The sequence below is a fragment of the Burkholderia sp. YIM B11467 genome (assembly GCF_052952715.1).
Genome location: NZ_JBQVSQ010000008.1, coordinates 99,562 through 116,338, shown reverse-complemented (window position 1 = coordinate 116,338; position 16,777 = coordinate 99,562). Strand labels below are relative to the sequence as shown.

Annotated in this window: 15 protein-coding genes; 7 read left to right on the top strand and 8 right to left on the bottom strand. The window is 65.2% G+C overall.

Annotation, left to right across the window (positions count from 1 at the left end; all coding sequences use genetic code 11):
- From ACTRWB_RS25985 to ACTRWB_RS25975, 3 genes are all read right to left on the bottom strand, one after another.
- Window positions 1-501: a DUF192 domain-containing protein gene (locus ACTRWB_RS25985; protein WP_129512796.1), complete on the bottom strand. Its 501-nt coding sequence runs from the start codon at window positions 499-501 to the stop codon at window positions 1-3.
- A 159-nt stretch (window positions 502-660) separates the two neighbouring features.
- On the bottom strand, window positions 661-879 hold the full coding sequence (locus ACTRWB_RS25980) for a hypothetical protein (RefSeq protein WP_129512795.1): 219 nt from the start codon (window positions 877-879) through the stop codon (window positions 661-663).
- Window positions 880-1,159: 280 nt separating this feature from the next.
- Window positions 1,160-1,738 (bottom strand): pseudouridine synthase, encoded by a 579-nt coding sequence (locus ACTRWB_RS25975; RefSeq protein ID WP_446903538.1) that lies wholly within the window; start codon window positions 1,736-1,738, stop codon window positions 1,160-1,162.
- A gap of 276 nt (window positions 1,739-2,014) precedes the next feature.
- Here ACTRWB_RS25975 and icd point away from each other — a divergent pair, with 276 nt between their 5' ends.
- Complete coding sequence (icd, locus tag ACTRWB_RS25970) at window positions 2,015-3,271, top strand: NADP-dependent isocitrate dehydrogenase (RefSeq protein WP_174390882.1); 1,257 nt, start codon at window positions 2,015-2,017, stop codon at window positions 3,269-3,271.
- 279 nt (window positions 3,272-3,550) lie between these two features.
- Window positions 3,551-5,779, top strand: a complete 2,229-nt coding sequence (locus ACTRWB_RS25965) for an NADP-dependent isocitrate dehydrogenase (protein WP_193098902.1) — start codon at window positions 3,551-3,553, stop codon at window positions 5,777-5,779.
- Window positions 5,780-5,902: 123 nt separating this feature from the next.
- Here ACTRWB_RS25965 and ACTRWB_RS25960 read toward each other — a convergent pair whose 3' ends face one another.
- Window positions 5,903-6,127: a hypothetical protein gene (locus tag ACTRWB_RS25960; protein ID WP_006490888.1), complete on the bottom strand. Its 225-nt coding sequence runs from the start codon at window positions 6,125-6,127 to the stop codon at window positions 5,903-5,905.
- Window positions 6,128-6,804: 677 nt separating this feature from the next.
- Between ACTRWB_RS25960 and ACTRWB_RS25955 the strand changes: the two genes are divergently transcribed.
- Window positions 6,805-8,412, top strand: a complete 1,608-nt coding sequence (locus ACTRWB_RS25955) for a multicopper oxidase family protein (RefSeq protein WP_446903537.1) — start codon at window positions 6,805-6,807, stop codon at window positions 8,410-8,412.
- A 257-nt stretch (window positions 8,413-8,669) separates the two neighbouring features.
- Here the strand turns inward: ACTRWB_RS25955 and ACTRWB_RS25950 are convergent, their stop codons facing one another.
- Window positions 8,670-8,873 carry a cold-shock protein gene (locus ACTRWB_RS25950; RefSeq protein WP_006478030.1) on the bottom strand — a complete coding sequence of 68 codons (204 nt, stop codon included), beginning with the start codon at window positions 8,871-8,873 and terminating at the stop codon, window positions 8,670-8,672.
- Between the two features lie 544 nt (window positions 8,874-9,417).
- Here ACTRWB_RS25950 and clpS point away from each other — a divergent pair.
- The 4 genes from clpS (at window position 9,418) to ACTRWB_RS25930 (ending at window position 14,439) form a co-directional block, all read left to right on the top strand.
- Entirely contained in the window at window positions 9,418-9,732 is a 315-nt protein-coding gene (gene clpS / locus ACTRWB_RS25945; protein ID WP_006398529.1) for an ATP-dependent Clp protease adapter ClpS, read from the top strand.
- Window positions 9,729-12,029 (top strand): ATP-dependent Clp protease ATP-binding subunit ClpA, encoded by a 2,301-nt coding sequence (gene clpA / locus ACTRWB_RS25940; protein ID WP_034178825.1) that lies wholly within the window; start codon window positions 9,729-9,731, stop codon window positions 12,027-12,029. Before clpS ends, clpA begins: the two co-directional genes overlap by 4 nt.
- Before the next feature lie 103 nt (window positions 12,030-12,132).
- Window positions 12,133-13,512 (top strand): amino acid permease, encoded by a 1,380-nt coding sequence (locus ACTRWB_RS25935; protein WP_446903536.1) that lies wholly within the window; start codon window positions 12,133-12,135, stop codon window positions 13,510-13,512.
- 156 nt (window positions 13,513-13,668) lie between these two features.
- Window positions 13,669-14,439, top strand: a complete 771-nt coding sequence (locus ACTRWB_RS25930; protein WP_412023165.1) for a COG4705 family protein — start codon at window positions 13,669-13,671, stop codon at window positions 14,437-14,439.
- Between the two features lie 54 nt (window positions 14,440-14,493).
- Here ACTRWB_RS25930 and dut read toward each other — a convergent pair whose 3' ends face one another.
- The 3 genes from dut to lspA all read right to left on the bottom strand — a co-directional run bounded on the left by dut (window position 14,494) and on the right by lspA (window position 16,775).
- Window positions 14,494-14,940 carry a dUTP diphosphatase gene (dut, locus tag ACTRWB_RS25925; RefSeq protein ID WP_034178823.1) on the bottom strand — a complete coding sequence of 149 codons (447 nt, stop codon included), beginning with the start codon at window positions 14,938-14,940 and terminating at the stop codon, window positions 14,494-14,496.
- A 55-nt stretch (window positions 14,941-14,995) separates the two neighbouring features.
- The gene (gene coaBC, locus ACTRWB_RS25920) at window positions 14,996-16,207 is read right to left on the bottom strand and encodes a bifunctional phosphopantothenoylcysteine decarboxylase/phosphopantothenate--cysteine ligase CoaBC (protein WP_446903535.1); all 1,212 of its coding nucleotides are present in this window, start codon (window positions 16,205-16,207) and stop codon (window positions 14,996-14,998) included.
- A gap of 67 nt (window positions 16,208-16,274) precedes the next feature.
- Window positions 16,275-16,775, bottom strand: coding sequence for a signal peptidase II (gene lspA, locus ACTRWB_RS25915; protein WP_193098897.1), 501 nt, complete (start codon window positions 16,773-16,775; stop codon window positions 16,275-16,277).
- Between the last annotated feature and the right edge of the window lie 2 nt (window positions 16,776-16,777).

Sequence of the window (16,777 nt, the reverse complement as noted above, 5' to 3'; positions counted from 1 at the left end):
TTACTGGGCGTTCGGCAGGCCGTCGAGCTTCATGCCGGGCTTGATGCCCTTCGCCGCGAACCAGCCCTTGCTCATTTCGAGCGCATAAACGCCGTTGTTGCGCGGGCAGTGGTTGTCGGTCGTCTCGGCCCGCATCTCGTCGATGTCGGTGATCGTGCCGTCCGCGCGGATGAACGCGATCGACAGCGGGATCAGCGTGTTCTTCATCCAGAAGCAGTGCACGGCATTCTCGTTGAACACGAACAACATGCCTTCGTTCGGCGCGAGCTGCGAACGGTACATCAGCCCCTGTTCGCGGTCGGCGTCGTTCGCGGCGACGGCCGCGTCGATCACATACATGCCGGCGCGCAGCTTCACGCGCGGAAACTCGCTCGGCTGCTTGGCGCCGGGCGGCATCTGCGCGCTGGCGGCCTGCATGCCGAGCGCGAGAACGGCCAGCGCGGCGGGAAACACGGCGGCGCGCGCAAGGCGGCCGAGCGACGAACGCAGGGAGAATTGCACAGCAAGGCTCCTATCTGGAAAACGAGACCCGCATGGTACGCGAAGCACGCGGGCGGGCACAAAAAGAAAAAGGCAGATCGCCTTGCGGTGACCTGCCTTTCAACGCCGTAAGAACGGCAAGACTGCGTGTTCTTGACTGCGTTATTACAACTAGCTTGCTTAGTTCGAAGCAGCTGCCGGGGCTTCGGCTTCGCTTGCAGCCTTCTTCGAAGCGTGGTGCTTCTTAGCTGCGTGGTGCTTCTTGTGCGTTGCCTTCTTAGCCGGTGCCGAAGCAGCTTCTGCCGGAGCAGCAGCAGCCGGAGCGGCCGGAGCCGAAGCTTGTGCGAAAGCAGCCGTTGCGAAGAGACCAGCGACCAGAGCGGCGATCAGTTTGTTCATGTTGTGTTCCTCAGCTTTAGTTAATTAACCAAATGACCCGGCATAGGAGTCATGACGTCTAACGGTGCCATCCACCTTTCGGTTGACAGACGCTCCAAGAAATTTCTCTTTGCGCTGCGGGCGCCGAATCGTATTCGAAGAAAACGTCGCTTTCGTGACGCAAACACGGGTTCGGCTGCCAATGCCGGATAGCTAAGGTTGGCATCTGCGTGGTTTAACGCGCGATCTTCGCAGGCGGTTGACGAAAAAGATGACGAAAAAATCGCGCGTCCCGAATTCGTCATCCGGCGTGCGCGAAACCGTCCCACGGCGCGCGCGGCGGCAGCGCGATTGTTTCGCCCGGTGCAATGCCGAGCGCGAATATATCGAGTGCGCCGATGCCGACGCGCACCAGACGCAACGTCGGGAAGCCGACGGCCGCCGTCATCCGGCGCACCTGCCGATTTTTGCCTTCGGTGATCGCGAGCTCGATCCACGTCGTCGGGATCGCGGCGCGGTAGCGGATTGGCGGGTTGCGCGGCCACAGCGCGTCGGGCGGTTCGATGAATTCGGCGCGGCACGGGCGCGTCACGTAGTCGCCGAGATCGACGCCGCGCGCGAGCGCCTTCAGGTCGGCGGGGCCGGGCGCGCCCTCGACCTGCGCCCAGTAGCGCTTGACGAGCTTGTGGCGCGGTTCCGCGATGCGGGCCTGCAGCGCGCCGTCGTCGGTGAGCAGCAGCAGCCCCTCGCTGTCCGCGTCCAGCCGGCCGGCCGCATAGACGCCGGGCGTTTTGACCCAGTCGCCGAGCGACGGCCGCGTCTCGTGCGCGGAAAACTGGCAAATCGTGCCGAACGGCTTGTTGAGGGCGATCAGGTTCATGGCAGGGCAGCCGCCCGGCGCGCCGCGGGAAGCGGGGTGGGCGGTCTATGGCAAATGGCGGAATCTTAATGCATAATACGGAACGGCAAGTCCTCTGTCTTATATAAGACATAAGTAAGGTCTTGATACGCAGTGCCGCGCTTCGTGCCGAAGTGCCCGGTTGGGGCGCTAGAATAGCGGCTCGCTGTTGCCGTCACGGGGTGGCCATGCCGCGCCCCCGCCGCGCGCGCAGCTTCGACCAGCATCACCTGCTCAGCCACGTCACTGGAGTCGATCATGCCGTATCAGCACATCAAGGTTCCGGAAGGCGGTGACAAGATCACCGTTAACAAGGACTTCTCGCTCAACGTTTCCGATCAGCCGATCATTCCCTATATCGAAGGCGACGGTACGGGCTTCGATATCACGCCGGTCATGATCAAGGTCGTCGATGCGGCGGTCGCGCATGCCTACAAGGGCCAGCGCAAGATCCACTGGATGGAGATTTTCGCGGGCGAGAAGGCGACGAAGGTGTACGGTCCGGACGTGTGGCTCCCGGACGAAACGCTGCAGGTGCTGAAGGAATACGTGGTGTCGATCAAGGGGCCGCTCACGACCCCGGTCGGCGGCGGCATCCGTTCGCTGAACGTCGCGCTGCGCCAGGAACTCGATCTCTACGTGTGCCTGCGCCCGGTCCAGTACTTCAAGGGCGTGCCGTCGCCGGTGCGCGAGCCGCAGAAGATCGACATGGTGATCTTCCGCGAGAACTCGGAAGACATCTACGCGGGCATCGAATGGGCCGCGGGCTCCGAGCAGGCGAAGAAGGTGATCAAGTTCCTGCAGGACGAGATGGGCGTGAAGAAGATCCGCTTCCCGGAAACCTCGGGGATCGGCGTCAAGCCCGTGTCGACCGAAGGCACCGAGCGTCTCGTGCGCAAGGCGATCCAGTACGCGATCGACAACGATCGCAAGTCGGTCACGCTGGTGCACAAGGGCAACATCATGAAGTTCACGGAAGGCCTGTTCCGTGACGCTGGCTACGCGCTCGCGCAGAAGGAATTCGGCGGCGAGCTGATCGACGGCGGCCCGTGGATGCGCGTGAAGAACCCGAGGACGGGCAACGAGATCGTGATCAAGGATTCGATCGCCGACGCGTTCCTGCAGCAGATCCTGCTGCGTCCGGCCGAATACGACGTGATCGCGACGCTGAACCTGAACGGCGACTACATCTCCGACGCGCTGGCCGCGCAGGTCGGCGGCATCGGGATCGCGCCGGGCGCGAACCTGTCGGATTCGGTCGCGATGTTCGAGGCGACGCACGGCACCGCGCCGAAGTACGCGGGCAAGGACTACGTGAACCCCGGTTCCGAGATCCTGTCGGCGGAAATGATGCTGCGCCATCTCGGCTGGACGGAAGCGGCCGACACGATCATCGCCGCGATGGAGAAGTCGATCCTGCAGAAGCGCGTCACGTACGACTTCGCGCGCCTGATGGAAGGCGCGACGCAGGTGTCGTGCTCGGGCTTCGGCGAAGTGCTGATCGAGAACATGTAAGCCCCTTGCGGGGTGGGCCGGAGCGGTTCCGGCCGCCCCGGCGCCTACTGCCGGCGCCGGGGCGTTTCGTGGATGGCAGGTTAGTTGGCAGGGCGGTCCGGCATGCGGGCCGCGGCGCCGCGATGCGGCCCGGATGCCCTGCAAGGTAGAACATGACGGCCCTCGCAACACCACCGCCCGGCTGAGCCGGCGCGCCCCTTTCGCGACCGACCCGGTCGCTCCCCGCCGGTTACCGCCGGCGCTCCTCAGTCACAATTTTCACGTAGCAACGCATCGACCATGTCCACTTCGCCCAAGATCATCTACACCCTCACCGACGAAGCGCCCGCGCTCGCGACCTATTCGCTGCTGCCGATCGTCAAGGCCTTCACGCGCTCGTCGGGCGTCGCCGTCGAAACGCGCGACATCTCGCTCGCCGGCCGCATCATCGCGGCATTCGCAGACGTCCTGCCGTCGGAGCAGAAGGGTTCCGACGATCTGGCCGAACTGGGCCAGCTCACGCTGAAGCCGGAAGCGAACATCATCAAGCTGCCGAACATCAGCGCATCGGTGCCGCAGCTCAAGGCCGCGATCGCCGAACTGCAGGCGCAGGGCTTCCAGCTGCCGGCCTATCCGGAAGATCCGTCGACGGACGAAGAGAAGGCCGTCAAGGCCCGCTACGACAAGATCAAGGGCAGCGCGGTGAACCCGGTGCTGCGCGAAGGCAACTCGGACCGCCGCGCGCCGCTGTCGGTCAAGAACTACGCACGCAAGCATCCGCACAAGATGGGCGCCTGGAAGGCGACCTCGAAGGCGCACGTCGCGCACATGAGCGAAGGCGATTTCTACGGCAGCGAGAAGTCGGCGCTGATCGCCGATGCCGGCAGCGTGAAGATCGAACTCACGACGGCCGACGGCGTGAAGAAGGTCCTGAAGGAAAAGACGGCCGTGAAGGCCGGTGAAATCATCGATGCATCGGTGATGAGCCGCAACGCGCTGCGCAGCTTCATCGAAGCGCAGATCGCCGACGCGAAGGCGCAGGACGTGCTGTTCTCGGTGCACCTGAAGGCGACCATGATGAAGGTCTCCGATCCGATCCTGTTCGGCCATTTCGTGTCGGTGTTCTACCGCGACGCGCTCGCGAAGCACGCGGACGTGCTGGCGCAGGCCGGTTTCAACCCGAACAACGGGATCGGCGACCTGTACGCGCGCCTGAAGGACCTGCCGGCCGACACGCGCGAAGCGATCGAAGCCGACATCAAGGCCGAATACGCCGTGCGCCCGCGCCTCGCGATGGTCAACTCGGACAAGGGCATCACGAACCTGCACGTGCCGAGCGACGTGATCGTCGACGCGTCGATGCCGGCGATGATCCGCGATTCGGGCGGCATGTGGGGCCCGGACGGCGCACTGTACGACGCGAAGGCCGTGATTCCGGACCGCTGCTACGCGGGCGTGTACCAGGCCGTGATCGAAGACTGCAAGCAGCACGGCGCATTCGATCCGGTCACGATGGGTAGCGTGCCGAACGTCGGCCTGATGGCGCAGGCGGCCGAAGAATACGGTTCGCACGACAAGACGTTCCAGATCCCGGCGGACGGCGTCGTGCGCGTCACCGACGAAGCCGGCAACGTGCTGCTCGAGCACGCAGTCGAGTCGGGCGACATCTGGCGCATGTGCCAGACGAAGGACGCACCGGTGCAGGACTGGGTCAAGCTCGCGGTGAACCGCGCGCGCGCGACCGGCGCACCGGCCGTGTTCTGGCTCGATCCGGCGCGCGCACACGATGCGCAGATCATCGCTAAGGTCGAACGCTACCTGAAGGATCACGACACCAACGGCCTCGACATCCGCGTGCTGACGCCGGTCGACGCGACGCGTTTCTCGCTCGAGCGCATCCGTGCGGGCAAGGACACGATCTCGGTCACCGGCAACGTGCTGCGCGACTACCTGACCGACCTGTTCCCGATCATGGAACTCGGCACCAGCGCGAAGATGCTGTCGATCGTGCCGCTGATGGCCGGTGGCGGGATGTTCGAAACGGGGGCGGGCGGCTCCGCGCCGAAGCACGTGCAGCAGTTCGTCGAGGAAGGTTTCCTGCGCTGGGATTCGCTCGGTGAATTCCTCGCGCTGGCCGCGTCGCTCGAACACCTCGGCCACGCTTACCAGAACCCGAAGGCGGTCGTGCTCGCGAAGACGCTCGACCAGGCGACCGGCAAGTTCCTGGACGAGAACAAGTCGCCGGCGCGCAAGGTCGGCGGCCTCGACAACCGCGGCAGCCACTTCTACCTGTGCCTGTACTGGGCGCAGGCGCTCGCCGAGCAGACCGAGGACGCCGCGCTGAAGGCGCAGTTCGAAGGCGTGGCGAAGGCGTTGTCCGACAGCGAAGCGCGCATCCTCGAGGAACTGGCGTCCGCGCAAGGCAAGGCGCAGGCGATCGGCGGCTACTATCGTCCGAACGTCGACCTGACGAGCCAGGCGATGCGCCCGAGCGCGACGCTGAACGGCATCGTCGACGCGGTCGCCTGACGCGGGCCGCGCAAGCGCGCGGGCCAATGCGTGTGTCGGCGCGGCGGGTTTTGCCGTCCGCCGCCCGGTACAAAAGAAAAACGCCCCGGACGCCCGGGGCGTTTTTCGTTGCTGGCTTGCCATTCAGACGTGGACGATTTCCCACTCGGCGATTTCGTGCGGCACTTCGAGCGTCGCCGTGTCCAGTTCGGACAGTTGCTCGCAGTCGCCGCGGGAGATGTGGTCGGCCGCCACTTCGGGGCACGAGAACGCGCCGAGCAGGGCGTTGCCGAACGTCGCTTCCCAGCCGCCGTTACCCGGCAGGATGTAGAACGACCCGAGCGCTGAACCAAAGCGAAATCCCTTCATTTCCGTTCTCCCTTTCTGATCACAAGCGATTCTGTTGTGCCGCCCGCCGGCTCGGCCGGCTGTGGCCCGACTGGCTGCTTGCGCCGGGTTCCGTATCGAACGTCGTGGCGAAGCGTCAGTGCATGGAACAAAGTCTACGTCCGCGACCCGATCGGATGGTGCGCGTAGAGCGGCTTCTCGAAACAAAAAATCGTGTTTAAAAACATGATCTTATTTTTGTCGTTTTGTATTGCGGAACGATTTTTGGCATCGCGAAACAGGAAATTTGTGCCCTGCACCACGAATTTTTACAACGCAGAGACTTGTTCCACATTGTGAAATATTGGAGGGTTCGCGGATCAATGACGTGCCGGACGTCGATGCGGGGCCGGACGGCAGGCGCTGGGCGATCGGCGGGATGCCGCAAAGGGAATGGATAAGTCAGGGTTGAACCGGCCGGAGAAGGGCAAGGCATCGCTACTTGGAGATGGCGGTCGATACGTGTCGGATCCGGTCGGCAGCGCCGCGCCCTGCGGCGTATCGCCGCCCGGCCGACGGCGCTTTCCGGCATGGGCCTGCGGTTATGATGACGCGGGCATCAGGTTTTGCGTCGCGCATCGGCGTGCCAGCCGGCCGGCGCGGGCGTCGCGGCGGTCGCGGCGGTCGCGCGACGCAGCATGAATAACGAGGAACGATTGATGATACGGAGAACCTTCCTGTCGCGCGCGATCGGTGTCGCGGCCGCATCGCTGTTCGCGCGCGCCGCGTCGGCGCAGCACGCCGGTCATGCGGGCATGGCCGGCATGGACCAGATGGACGACATGCCCGGGATGTCGGGCATGTCAGGGATGTCGGGTCACGGGCAGCACGGCAAGCCCGCGCCGGCCGCGCTCGCGGCCGCCGACGCGCTGCCGGCCGGTGCGCCGCTCGCGACGTTGCGCACGCTCGCGAACGAAAGTCGCGAGCCCGGCACGTTCCGGGCCACGCTGGTGGCGCAGCCCGTGGCGCGCCCGCTGCTGCGCGGTGCGCGGCCGACCACGTTCTGGCAGTTCGGCGCGGGCACGCAGGGGCCCGTCGTCGGTCCGCTGATCGATGTGCGCGAGGGCGACACGGTCGAGATCCGGTTCGTGAACAAGCTGTCGCAGCCGTCGACGATCCACTGGCACGGCCTGCCGGTGCCGCCCGACCAGGACGGCAACCCGTCCGATCCCGTCGCGCCCGGCGCGTCGCATGTGTACCGTTTCACGCTGCCGAAGGGGAGCGCCGGCACCTACTGGTACCACCCGCATCCGCACATGATGACGGCCGAGCAGGTCTTTCGCGGGCTGGCCGGACCGTTCATCGTGCGTGCCGCCGACGATCCGCTCGCGGGCTGGCCCGAGCGCAACCTGTTCGTGTCGGACCTGAAGCTCGTGCGTGACGGCACGATCGCGCCGAACGACATGATGGACTGGATGAATGGCCGCGAAGGCCAGTTCGTGCTGGTCAACGGCGCGCGCCGGCCGCGGATCGACGTCGCGGGCGACGAACGTTGGCGCGTGTGGAACGCATGCAGCGCGCGCTACCTGCGCGTCGCGTTCGACGACGGCCGCCCGTTCGAGCACGCGGGCACCGACGGCGGGCTGTTCGACGCGCCGCGCCGCGTCACGTGGCTGCTGATCGCACCGGGCGAACGTGCGGAGCTGCTGGTGCGCGCCGGCGATCGCGCGTCGCGCGCGGTGCTGCAGGCGGCCGAATACGATCGCCGCAAGATGGCGATGTCGCATGACGACGGTCACGGCAGCCTGCCGCCCGATCCGGTGCTGGCCCTGGCCGATGTCGCGTTCGCGCCGGCCGCCGCGCGCGCGCTGCCGGCGACGCTGCGCGCGGTACCGCCGCTGGGCGAACCGGTCGCGCACAAGGAGGTCGCGTTCGGCGAAGAGATGGACATGGACGCGATGATGAAAAGCGCGGCGCACGGCCGTCCGGCGGGCATGCGCTTCACGATCAACGGCGAGACCTACGTACCGCACCGCGCGACGCTGACGAGCCGCCGTGGCGACGTCGAGCGCTGGGAGATCCGCAATGCCACCGACATGGATCACCCGTTCCACCTGCACGGCACGCAGTTCCAGGTGATCGAGCGTGCGTCGGGCGGCTCGCGCACGAGCGAACCGTTCCGCGCATGGCGCGATACCGTGAACGTGCGCAGCGGCGAAACCGTGTCGATTCTCGTCACGCAAGACATGCCCGGCGAGCGCATGTTTCATTGCCATATTCTCGAACACGAGGATCTCGGCATGATGGGCACGCTGAAGGTCGTGTAACGAAATGGTGAAAGTGTTTCACGAGCCGGACTGCTATCCGATCTGCGTGCGTGACAAGACAATGCGCGTTCGATTATCGGGATTGAACGAAAAGGCCGGCCAATCGATTATCGATTGGCCGGCCTGAAAAAAAGAAACCCGGCGCAATGCGCCGGGTTTCTTTTTTTCAGGCCGGCCAATCGATTATCGATTGGCCGGCCTGAAAAAAAGAAACCCGGCGCAATGCGCCGGGTTTCTTCGTCCGATATCCGATGCCTTTATGCGGCCTGGATGTTCGACGCTTGCTTGCCCTTCGGTCCTTGAACGACGTCAAAGCTCACCTTCTGGCCTTCCTTCAACGTCTTGAAGCCATTCATGGTGATAGCCGAGAAGTGCGCAAACAGATCCTCACCGCCCTCGTCGGGAGTGATGAAACCGAAGCCCTTCGCGTCGTTGAACCACTTAACGATACCAGTTGCCATACCTACTTCCCCTGTCACACAGTCGCTGCTACTTACCACGAGCACGCTCGAAAAGCTAAACGACCGGAAAATGCAGCCGTTCCCCCCTCACAAGCTCACCTCGGCCTCTTTCATTTCGCCAACTGGCAATTTGAAAAAAGTGCCAGCTTGATTGTTGGCGCTCTTTATTGGAGTGTCAAGAGGAATTTTTAGACGTATAGAGGGCCGTTGTAAAGAACCCATTTTCAGGGTTTTTCCGGCTTTGCTTTGCAGCATGCGGCCAAGCGCGAGGACTTGAAAAGCCGCATAATCGGCTCATATACCAGGCTCGAGTGACACGCGTTCGAGTCGTCCCGGCTTGTGGGATACTGGATGCGGATACGACGTTCCGGTGCGATTCCCCCTGACGGTTCGTGTTCCGCGCCACGCGTGAAAGCCGGCACCGCAGCCGGCTTTCGTATGGCGCAAAGACGATCGCGTGTTCCGGGATGCCGGGGAGGGCGCCGGCCGGTCGGTCGGGTAATGGCAGGATTGCGGGCCTGTCCGAGTTGTTTAGAATGGGTGTATGGCGATTATCCCGGACAAGCAGGACAGTACCGTCCTGGAACGCAAGCAGCAGAAGCTCAAGCCGCCTTCGATGTACAAGGTGGTGCTGCTGAACGACGACTTCACGCCGATGGAGTTCGTCGTGATGGTGGTCCAGGAGTATTTCAAGAAGGATCGCGAGACGGCCACGCAGATCATGCTGAAGGTCCATCGCGAAGGGCGAGGAGTTTGTGGGGTCTATACGCGGGACATCGCGTCGACCAAGGTTGAGCAAGTCGTTACCCATGCGCGGCAGGCCGGGCATCCGCTGCAGTGCGTGATGGAGGAAGCATGATTGCCCAGGAATTGGAAGTCAGCCTGCACATGGCGTTCATGGAAGCACGCCAGGCGCGCCATGAGTTCATTACGGTCGAGCATCTGCTGCTGGCCCTGCTGGATAATCCGACGGCAGCCGAGGTGTTGCGCGCGTGCGCGGCGAACATCGAGGACCTGCGTCAGAACCTGCGCAATTTCATCCACGACAACACACCTACCGTCCCGGGCACCGACGATGTCGATACCCAGCCGACGCTCGGTTTCCAGCGCGTGATCCAGCGCGCGATCATGCACGTCCAGTCGACGTCGAACGGCAAGAAGGAAGTCACCGGCGCGAACGTGCTGGTCGCGATCTTCGGCGAGAAGGATTCGCACGCGGTGTACTACCTGCAGCAGCAGGGCGTCACGCGCCTCGACGTCGTGAACTTCATTTCGCACGGCATCGCGAAGACGAACAGCGGCGAAGCCGCGAAGTCGACCGACGCGAACGCGGAAAGCGAAGACGCGAATGCGCAGAAGGAAACGCCGCTCGCGCAGTTCACGCAGAACCTGAACCAGATGGCGAAGGACGGCCGCATCGATCCGCTGATCGGTCGCGAGCCCGAGGTCGAGCGCGTCGTGCAGGTGCTGTGCCGCCGCCGCAAGAACAATCCGCTGCTCGTCGGCGAGGCCGGCGTCGGCAAGACCGCGATCGCGGAAGGGCTCGCCTATCGCATCACGCGCGGCGAAGTGCCCGACATCCTCGCGAATGCGCAGGTCTACTCGCTCGACATGGGCGCGCTGCTCGCCGGCACCAAGTATCGCGGCGATTTCGAGCAGCGCCTGAAGACGGTGCTGAAGGAGCTCAAGGAGCGTCCGCACGCGATCCTGTTCATCGACGAGATCCACACGCTGATCGGCGCGGGCGCCGCGTCGGGCGGCACGCTCGATGCGTCGAACCTGCTGAAGCCGGCGCTGTCGTCGGGCACGCTCAAGTGCATCGGCGCGACCACGTTCACCGAGTATCGCGGCATCTTCGAGAAGGATGCGGCGCTGTCGCGGCGCTTCCAGAAGGTCGACGTGAGCGAGCCGACCGTCGAGCAGACGGTCGCGATCCTGCGCGGCCTGAAGTCGCGCTTCGAGGAACACCACGGGGTCAAGTATTCGTCGGGCGCGCTGTCGGCCGCGGCTGAACTGTCGGCGCGCTTCATCACCGACCGTCACCTGCCGGACAAGGCGATCGACGTGATCGACGAAGCCGGCGCCGCGCAGCGCATCCTGCCGAAGTCGAAGCAGAAGAAGACGATCGGCAAGAGCGAGATCGAGGAAATCATCTCGAAGATCGCGCGTGTGCCGCCGCAGAGCGTGTCGCAGGACGATCGCAGCAAGCTGCAGACGCTCGATCGCGACCTGAAGAGCGTCGTGTTCGGCCAGGATCCGGCGATCGACGCGCTGGCGGCATCGATCAAGATGGCGCGCGCGGGCCTCGGCAAGATGGACAAGCCGATCGGCGCGTTCCTGTTCTCCGGCCCGACGGGCGTCGGCAAGACCGAAGTGGCGCGCCAGCTCGCGTTCACGCTCGGCATCGAACTGATCCGCTTCGACATGTCGGAGTACATGGAGCGTCACGCGGTGAGCCGCCTGATCGGCGCGCCGCCGGGCTACGTCGGGTTCGACCAGGGCGGGCTGCTGACCGAAGCCGTCACGAAGAAGCCGCATTGCGTGCTGCTGCTCGACGAAATCGAGAAGGCGCATCCGGACATCTACAACGTGCTGCTGCAGGTGATGGACCACGGCACGCTGACGGACAACAACGGCCGCAAGGCGGATTTCCGCAACGTCATCATCATCATGACGACGAACGCGGGCGCCGAGTCGATGCAGAAGGCGACGATCGGCTTCACGACGCGTCGCGAAACGGGCGACGAGATGACCGACATCAAGCGCCTGTTCACGCCGGAGTTCCGCAACCGCCTGGATTCGATCATCAGCTTCCGCTCGCTCGATGAGGAAATCATCATGCGCGTGGTCGACAAGTTCCTGATCCAGCTCGAGGAACAGCTGCACGAGAAGAAGGTCGACGCGCTCTTCACCGACGCGTTGCGCAAGCATCTCGCAAAGCACGGCTTCGACCCGCTGATGGGCGCGCGGCCGATGCAGCGGCTGATCCAGGACACGATCCGTCGCGCGCTGGCCGACGAACTGCTGTTCGGCAAGCTCGTCAACGGTGGTCACGTGACGGTCGACGTCGACGAAAACGACAAGGTGCAGTTGTCGTTCGACAAGCTGGCGAATCCGCCGCACAAGCCGAACGAAGAGACGGTCGAAGTCGAGTAAGCGATAATTCGTTGTTCATGCGAACGGCGCGGGAAGTTCTCCGCGCCGTTTCGTTTTATCCGGCGCCGGCGGCGCAATGGTGGTGCAGGGGAGTGGTAACGCAGTGACACAACAACAACGATCGTTCGACAGCATCGTCGCGCGAGAACAAGGGTTGCGCCACGCGCTGACGTCGGGGCAGATGGCGATGATCGCGATCGGCGGCGCGATCGGCACGGGGTTGTTCCTCGGCAGCGGGTTCGCGATCGGGCTCGCCGGCCCGAGCGTGCTGGTCTCGTATGCGATCGGCGCGCTGATCGCGCTGCTGCTGATGGGCGCGCTCGCGGAAATGACCGTCGCGCATCCGACGGCCGGCTCGTTCGGCGCGTATGCCGAGCACTACGTCGGCCCGCTCGCGGGTTTTCTCGTGCGCTATGCGTACTGGTTCGCGGTGGTGTTCGCGATCGGCACCGAGATCAGCGCGATCGCCGTGTTCATGAAGTACTGGTTTCCGGCCGTGCCCGGCTGGTACTGGGTGATCGGCTTCTCCGCGCTGCTGATCGCCGTGAACCTCGCGAGCGTCACGCTGTACGGTTCGGTCGAATATGCGTTCTCGCTGCTGAAGATCGCCGCGATCGTCGTGTTCATCGTGCTCGGCGCCTACCTCGTGTGGTCGGCGCCGGTCGCGTCGGGCGTCGGTTTCGCGAACTACACCGCGCACGGCGGCTTCATGCCGAAGGGGCCGTGGGGCACCTGGGTCGCGGTGATCGTCGCGATCTTCAGCTACATGAGCATCGAGGCCGTCGCGATCGCGGCCGGCGAGGCGCGCGATCCGCAGCACGCGGTCACGCGCGCGTTCCGCTCGACGGTGTTCCGGCTCGTGCTGTTCTACCTGATGACGCTGTCGCTGATGCTCGCGATCGTGCCGTGGACGCAGGCCGGCACCGACGAAAGCCCGTTCGTGAAGGTGATGGCCGCGACGCACGTGCCGTACGCGGCCGGCGTGATCAACTTCGTGCTGCTGATCGCGGCGCTGTCGGCGATGAACAGCCAGCTCTACGTGACGACGCGGATGATGTTCAGCCTGTCGCGCGCGCGGCTCGCGCCCGCGGCGTTCGGCCGGCTCGGCACGAACGGCGTGCCGCGTGCGGCGCTGTGGATCTCGACGAGCGGCGTCGCGGTGGCGGCCGTGCTGGTCGCGCTGGCGCCCGACACGGCGTTCACCGTGATGATGGCGATCGCGATGTTCGGCGCGCTGTTCACGTGGCTGATGATCTTCGTCACGCACCTGCGCTTCCGCGCTCGGTACCGCGGCCCCGCGCTCGCGTTCCGGATGTGGGGGCACCCGTTCGGCAGCCTGCTCGGTGCGGGGCTCGTCGCGGCGATCCTGTTCACGACCGCGTTCACGCGCGAATTCCGGATGACGATGGTGGTCGGCGTCGTGTTCGTCGTGCTGCTGACGCTCGCGTATGCGCTGCACTACCGGCACGAACACGCTCGTTGACAGCGCCAGCGCGGCCGCCCACGGCCGCGCCTGCCGGCTACCCCATTCCTCATATTCGCTAAGGTTCCGTTAAGCCGGCGGCGACTAACATTCGATCCTGTCTGCAAGGCGGGCCGGCACGCGTCGTCCCGCCGCCATCCTGCAAAAGGGGTTCGAATGAACAAACTTCCCGAAATCACGCTTGCGTTCTGGATCATGAAGATCTGCGCGACGACGCTCGGCGAAACCGGCGGCGACCTGCTGTCGATGACGCTGAACGTCGGTTACGCGGTGAGCTCGATCCTGCTGTTCGGCTTCTTCCTCGTGACGCTGGGCGCCCAGCTCAAGACGACGCGCTATCGCCCGGCGATCTACTGGGCCGTGATCGTCGCGACCAGCACGGCCGGCACGACGATGTCCGACTTCATGGACCGCACGCTCGGCCTCGGTTATGCGGCCGGCTCGTCGATCCTCGTCGCGATCCTGCTGGCGATCTTCGCGGTCTGGCGACTCAGCGGCGAATCGCTGTCGGTCGACCTGATTCGCACACGCAAGGTCGAGTTGCTGTACTGGATCGCGATCCTGTTCTCGAACACGCTCGGCACCGCGCTCGGCGACTTCCTCGCGGACAGCTCGGGGCTCGGTTTCGGCGGCGGCGCGCTGCTGATCGGCGGGCTGCTCGCGGTGATCGTGCTCGCGCACTACTTCACGCGAATCTCCGGCGTGCTGCTGTTCTGGGCTGCGTTCGTGCTCACGCGCCCGTTCGGCGCGACGGTCGGCGACCTGCTGACGAAGCCAGTTGCCAAGGGCGGCCTCGCGCTCGGTACGGTCGGCTCGTCGGCCGTGCTGCTCGGCGTGCTGGTCGCGCTGGTGATCTATGCAAGCATCGCGCAGGCACGGCGACGCGAGCTGGCACCGGCGCGGATCGCGCAGCCGGTCAGCGAATGACGGCGAATGGAACAGGAAAAAGGGGCCGCGAGGCCCCTTTTTTTGCTGTGTCGCTCAGTGGCGGCCGGTGCTGCCGAAGCCGCCTGCGCCGCGATCGCTTTCCGCGAAGTCGTCGACGATGTTGAACTGCGCCTGCACGACCGGCACGATCACGAGCTGCGCGAGCCGCTCGAACGGGTTCAGCACGAACTCGGTCTGGCCGCGGTTCCACGTCGAGATCATCAACTGGCCCTGGTAGTCGGAGTCGATCAGGCCAACGAGGTTGCCGAGCACGATGCCGTGCTTGTGGCCGAGGCCCGAGCGCGGCAGGATCAGCGCCGCATAACCGGGATCGGCGAGGTGGATCGCGAGGCCCGTCGGCACGAGCGTCGTTTCGCCCGGTTGCAGCGTCACCGGCGCGTCGAGGCAGGCGCGCAGGTCGAGGCCCGCGCTGCCGGTGGTTGCGTAGGCGGGCAGGTAGTCGCGCATGCGCGCGTCGAGAATCTTCAGATCGAGTTTCATGCGGTCGTCGAATCGGTCGGGAAGGGCGCGGCGGCGCTGGCCGCCGCGCGGGAGATCAGATCAGGCGGTTGTCGGGCAGGCGTTTCGCGATTTCCGCGACGAGCACATGCGCGAGTTCGTCTTTCGGCGCACGCGGCAGGCGCGTGAGGCCGGCGGCTTCGAACAGCACGACTTCGTTGTCGTCGCGGCCGAACGTCAGCGGGCCGAGGTTGCCGACGAGCAGCGGCACGTTCTTGCGCTTGCGCTTTTCGTCGCCGTGCACGTCGAGGTCGCCGCTTTCGGCCGCGAACCCGACGCAGAACGGCGGATCGGGCAGCGCCGCGACCGACGCGAGGATGTCGGGGTTCTCGACGAACGCGAGCGTCGGCATCTTGCGGTCGGCCGTCTTCTTCATCTTGTGCTCGGCCGGCTGGTCGACGCGCCAGTCGGCGACCGCGGCCACCGCGATGAAGATGTCGGCATCGGCGACGGCATGCATCACCGCGTCGTACATCTGCTGCGCGGTCTGCACATCCTGGCGGTAGACGCCCCACGGCGTGTCGAGCCCGACCGGCCCCGCGACCAGATGCACGTCGGCGCCGGCTTGCTGCGCGGCGCGCGCGAGCGCGAAGCCCATCTTGCCGCTCGAGCGGTTCGTGAGGCCGCGCACGGGGTCGAGCGGTTCGAAGGTCGGGCCGGCCGTGATCAGCACGCGCCGGTGCGCGAGCACCTTCGGCGCGAAGTGCGCGACGATCGCTTCATAGATCGCCTCGGGCTCGAGCATGCGGCCGTCGCCGACTTCGCCGCACGCCTGCGCGCCCGAATCCGGGCCGAGCACCGACACGCCATCCGCGCGCAGTTGCGCGGCGTTGCGCTGGGTAGCCGGGTTTTGCCACATCTGGCGGTTCATCGCGGGGACGACGAGCAACGGACAGTCGCGCGCGACGCACAGCGTCGACAGCAGGTCGTCCGCGAACCCGTGCGCGAGCTTCGCGAGGAAGTCCGTCGACGCGGGTGCGATCACGATCGCGTCGGCTTCGCGCGACAGGTCGATGTGCGCCATGTTGTTGTCGATGCGCGCGTCCCACTGGCTCGTGAAGACGGGCCGGCCCGACAGCGCCTGCATCGTGACGGGCGTGATGAACTGGGTGGCGGCTTCCGTCATCACGACCTGCACGGTCGCGCCGGCTTTGGTCAGCAGCCGCGTGAGCTCGGCGATCTTGTAGCAGGCGATGCCGCCCGTCAGGCCGAGAACGAGGTGTTTTCCTGCGAGTTCTGCGTGTGCCAACTCAGGCCTCCAAGGTTCAAACGGGACGGCCGGCGCGAGGCCGGCCGTCGACGCCGAGTATGCGCGCTTAGCGCGAGCCGCGCACGCGACGCAGTTCGTCGTAGATCAGCAGCACCGCGCCGATCGTGATCGCGGAATCGGCGAGGTTGAACGCCGGGAAATGCCAGGCGCCGAGGTGGAAATCGAGGAAGTCGATCACGTGACCGTAGACGAGCCGGTCGATCACGTTGCCGAGCGCACCGCCGAGGATCAGTGCGAGCGACACGCTGAACAGCCGCTGGTGGCCGTGGCGCTTCAGCAGGAAGCAGATCACGAGCGTCGCGCCGATCCCGAGCGCGGTGAACGCCCAGCGCTGCCAGCCGCTCGCGGTCGACAGGAAGCCGAACGCGGCGCCGCGGTTGTACACCAGCACGAGGTTGAAGAACGACGTCAGCGCATGCTGCGCGCCATACGCGAACGTCTTCAGGATTGCGATCTTCGACAACTGATCGAACAGGATCACGATCAGCGAAATGCCGAGCCAGGGCGCAAGCGCGCCGCTGGCCGGTTTCGACAGGGTTTTCGCCATGG

Excerpts from the sequence above, each read along its gene's own strand:
- ACTRWB_RS25980 (WP_129512795.1), bottom strand. The coding sequence starts at position 879 with ATGAACAAACTGATCGCCGCTCTGGTCGCTGGTCTCTTCGCAACGGCT.
- ACTRWB_RS25975 (WP_446903538.1), bottom strand. The coding sequence starts at position 1,738 with ATGAACCTGATCGCCCTCAACAAGCCGTTCGGCACGATTTGCCAGTTT.
- icd (WP_174390882.1), top strand. The coding sequence starts at position 2,015 with ATGCCGTATCAGCACATCAAGGTTCCGGAAGGCGGTGACAAGATCACC.
- ACTRWB_RS25965 (WP_193098902.1), top strand. The coding sequence starts at position 3,551 with ATGTCCACTTCGCCCAAGATCATCTACACCCTCACCGACGAAGCGCCC.
- ACTRWB_RS25960 (WP_006490888.1), bottom strand. The coding sequence starts at position 6,127 with ATGAAGGGATTTCGCTTTGGTTCAGCGCTCGGGTCGTTCTACATCCTG.
- ACTRWB_RS25955 (WP_446903537.1), top strand. The coding sequence starts at position 6,805 with ATGATACGGAGAACCTTCCTGTCGCGCGCGATCGGTGTCGCGGCCGCA.
- ACTRWB_RS25950 (WP_006478030.1), bottom strand. The coding sequence starts at position 8,873 with ATGGCAACTGGTATCGTTAAGTGGTTCAACGACGCGAAGGGCTTCGGT.
- clpS (WP_006398529.1), top strand. The coding sequence starts at position 9,418 with ATGGCGATTATCCCGGACAAGCAGGACAGTACCGTCCTGGAACGCAAG.
- clpA (WP_034178825.1), top strand. The coding sequence starts at position 9,729 with ATGATTGCCCAGGAATTGGAAGTCAGCCTGCACATGGCGTTCATGGAA.
- ACTRWB_RS25930 (WP_412023165.1), top strand. The coding sequence starts at position 13,669 with ATGAACAAACTTCCCGAAATCACGCTTGCGTTCTGGATCATGAAGATC.
- dut (WP_034178823.1), bottom strand. The coding sequence starts at position 14,940 with ATGAAACTCGATCTGAAGATTCTCGACGCGCGCATGCGCGACTACCTG.
- lspA (WP_193098897.1), bottom strand. The coding sequence starts at position 16,775 with ATGGCGAAAACCCTGTCGAAACCGGCCAGCGGCGCGCTTGCGCCCTGG.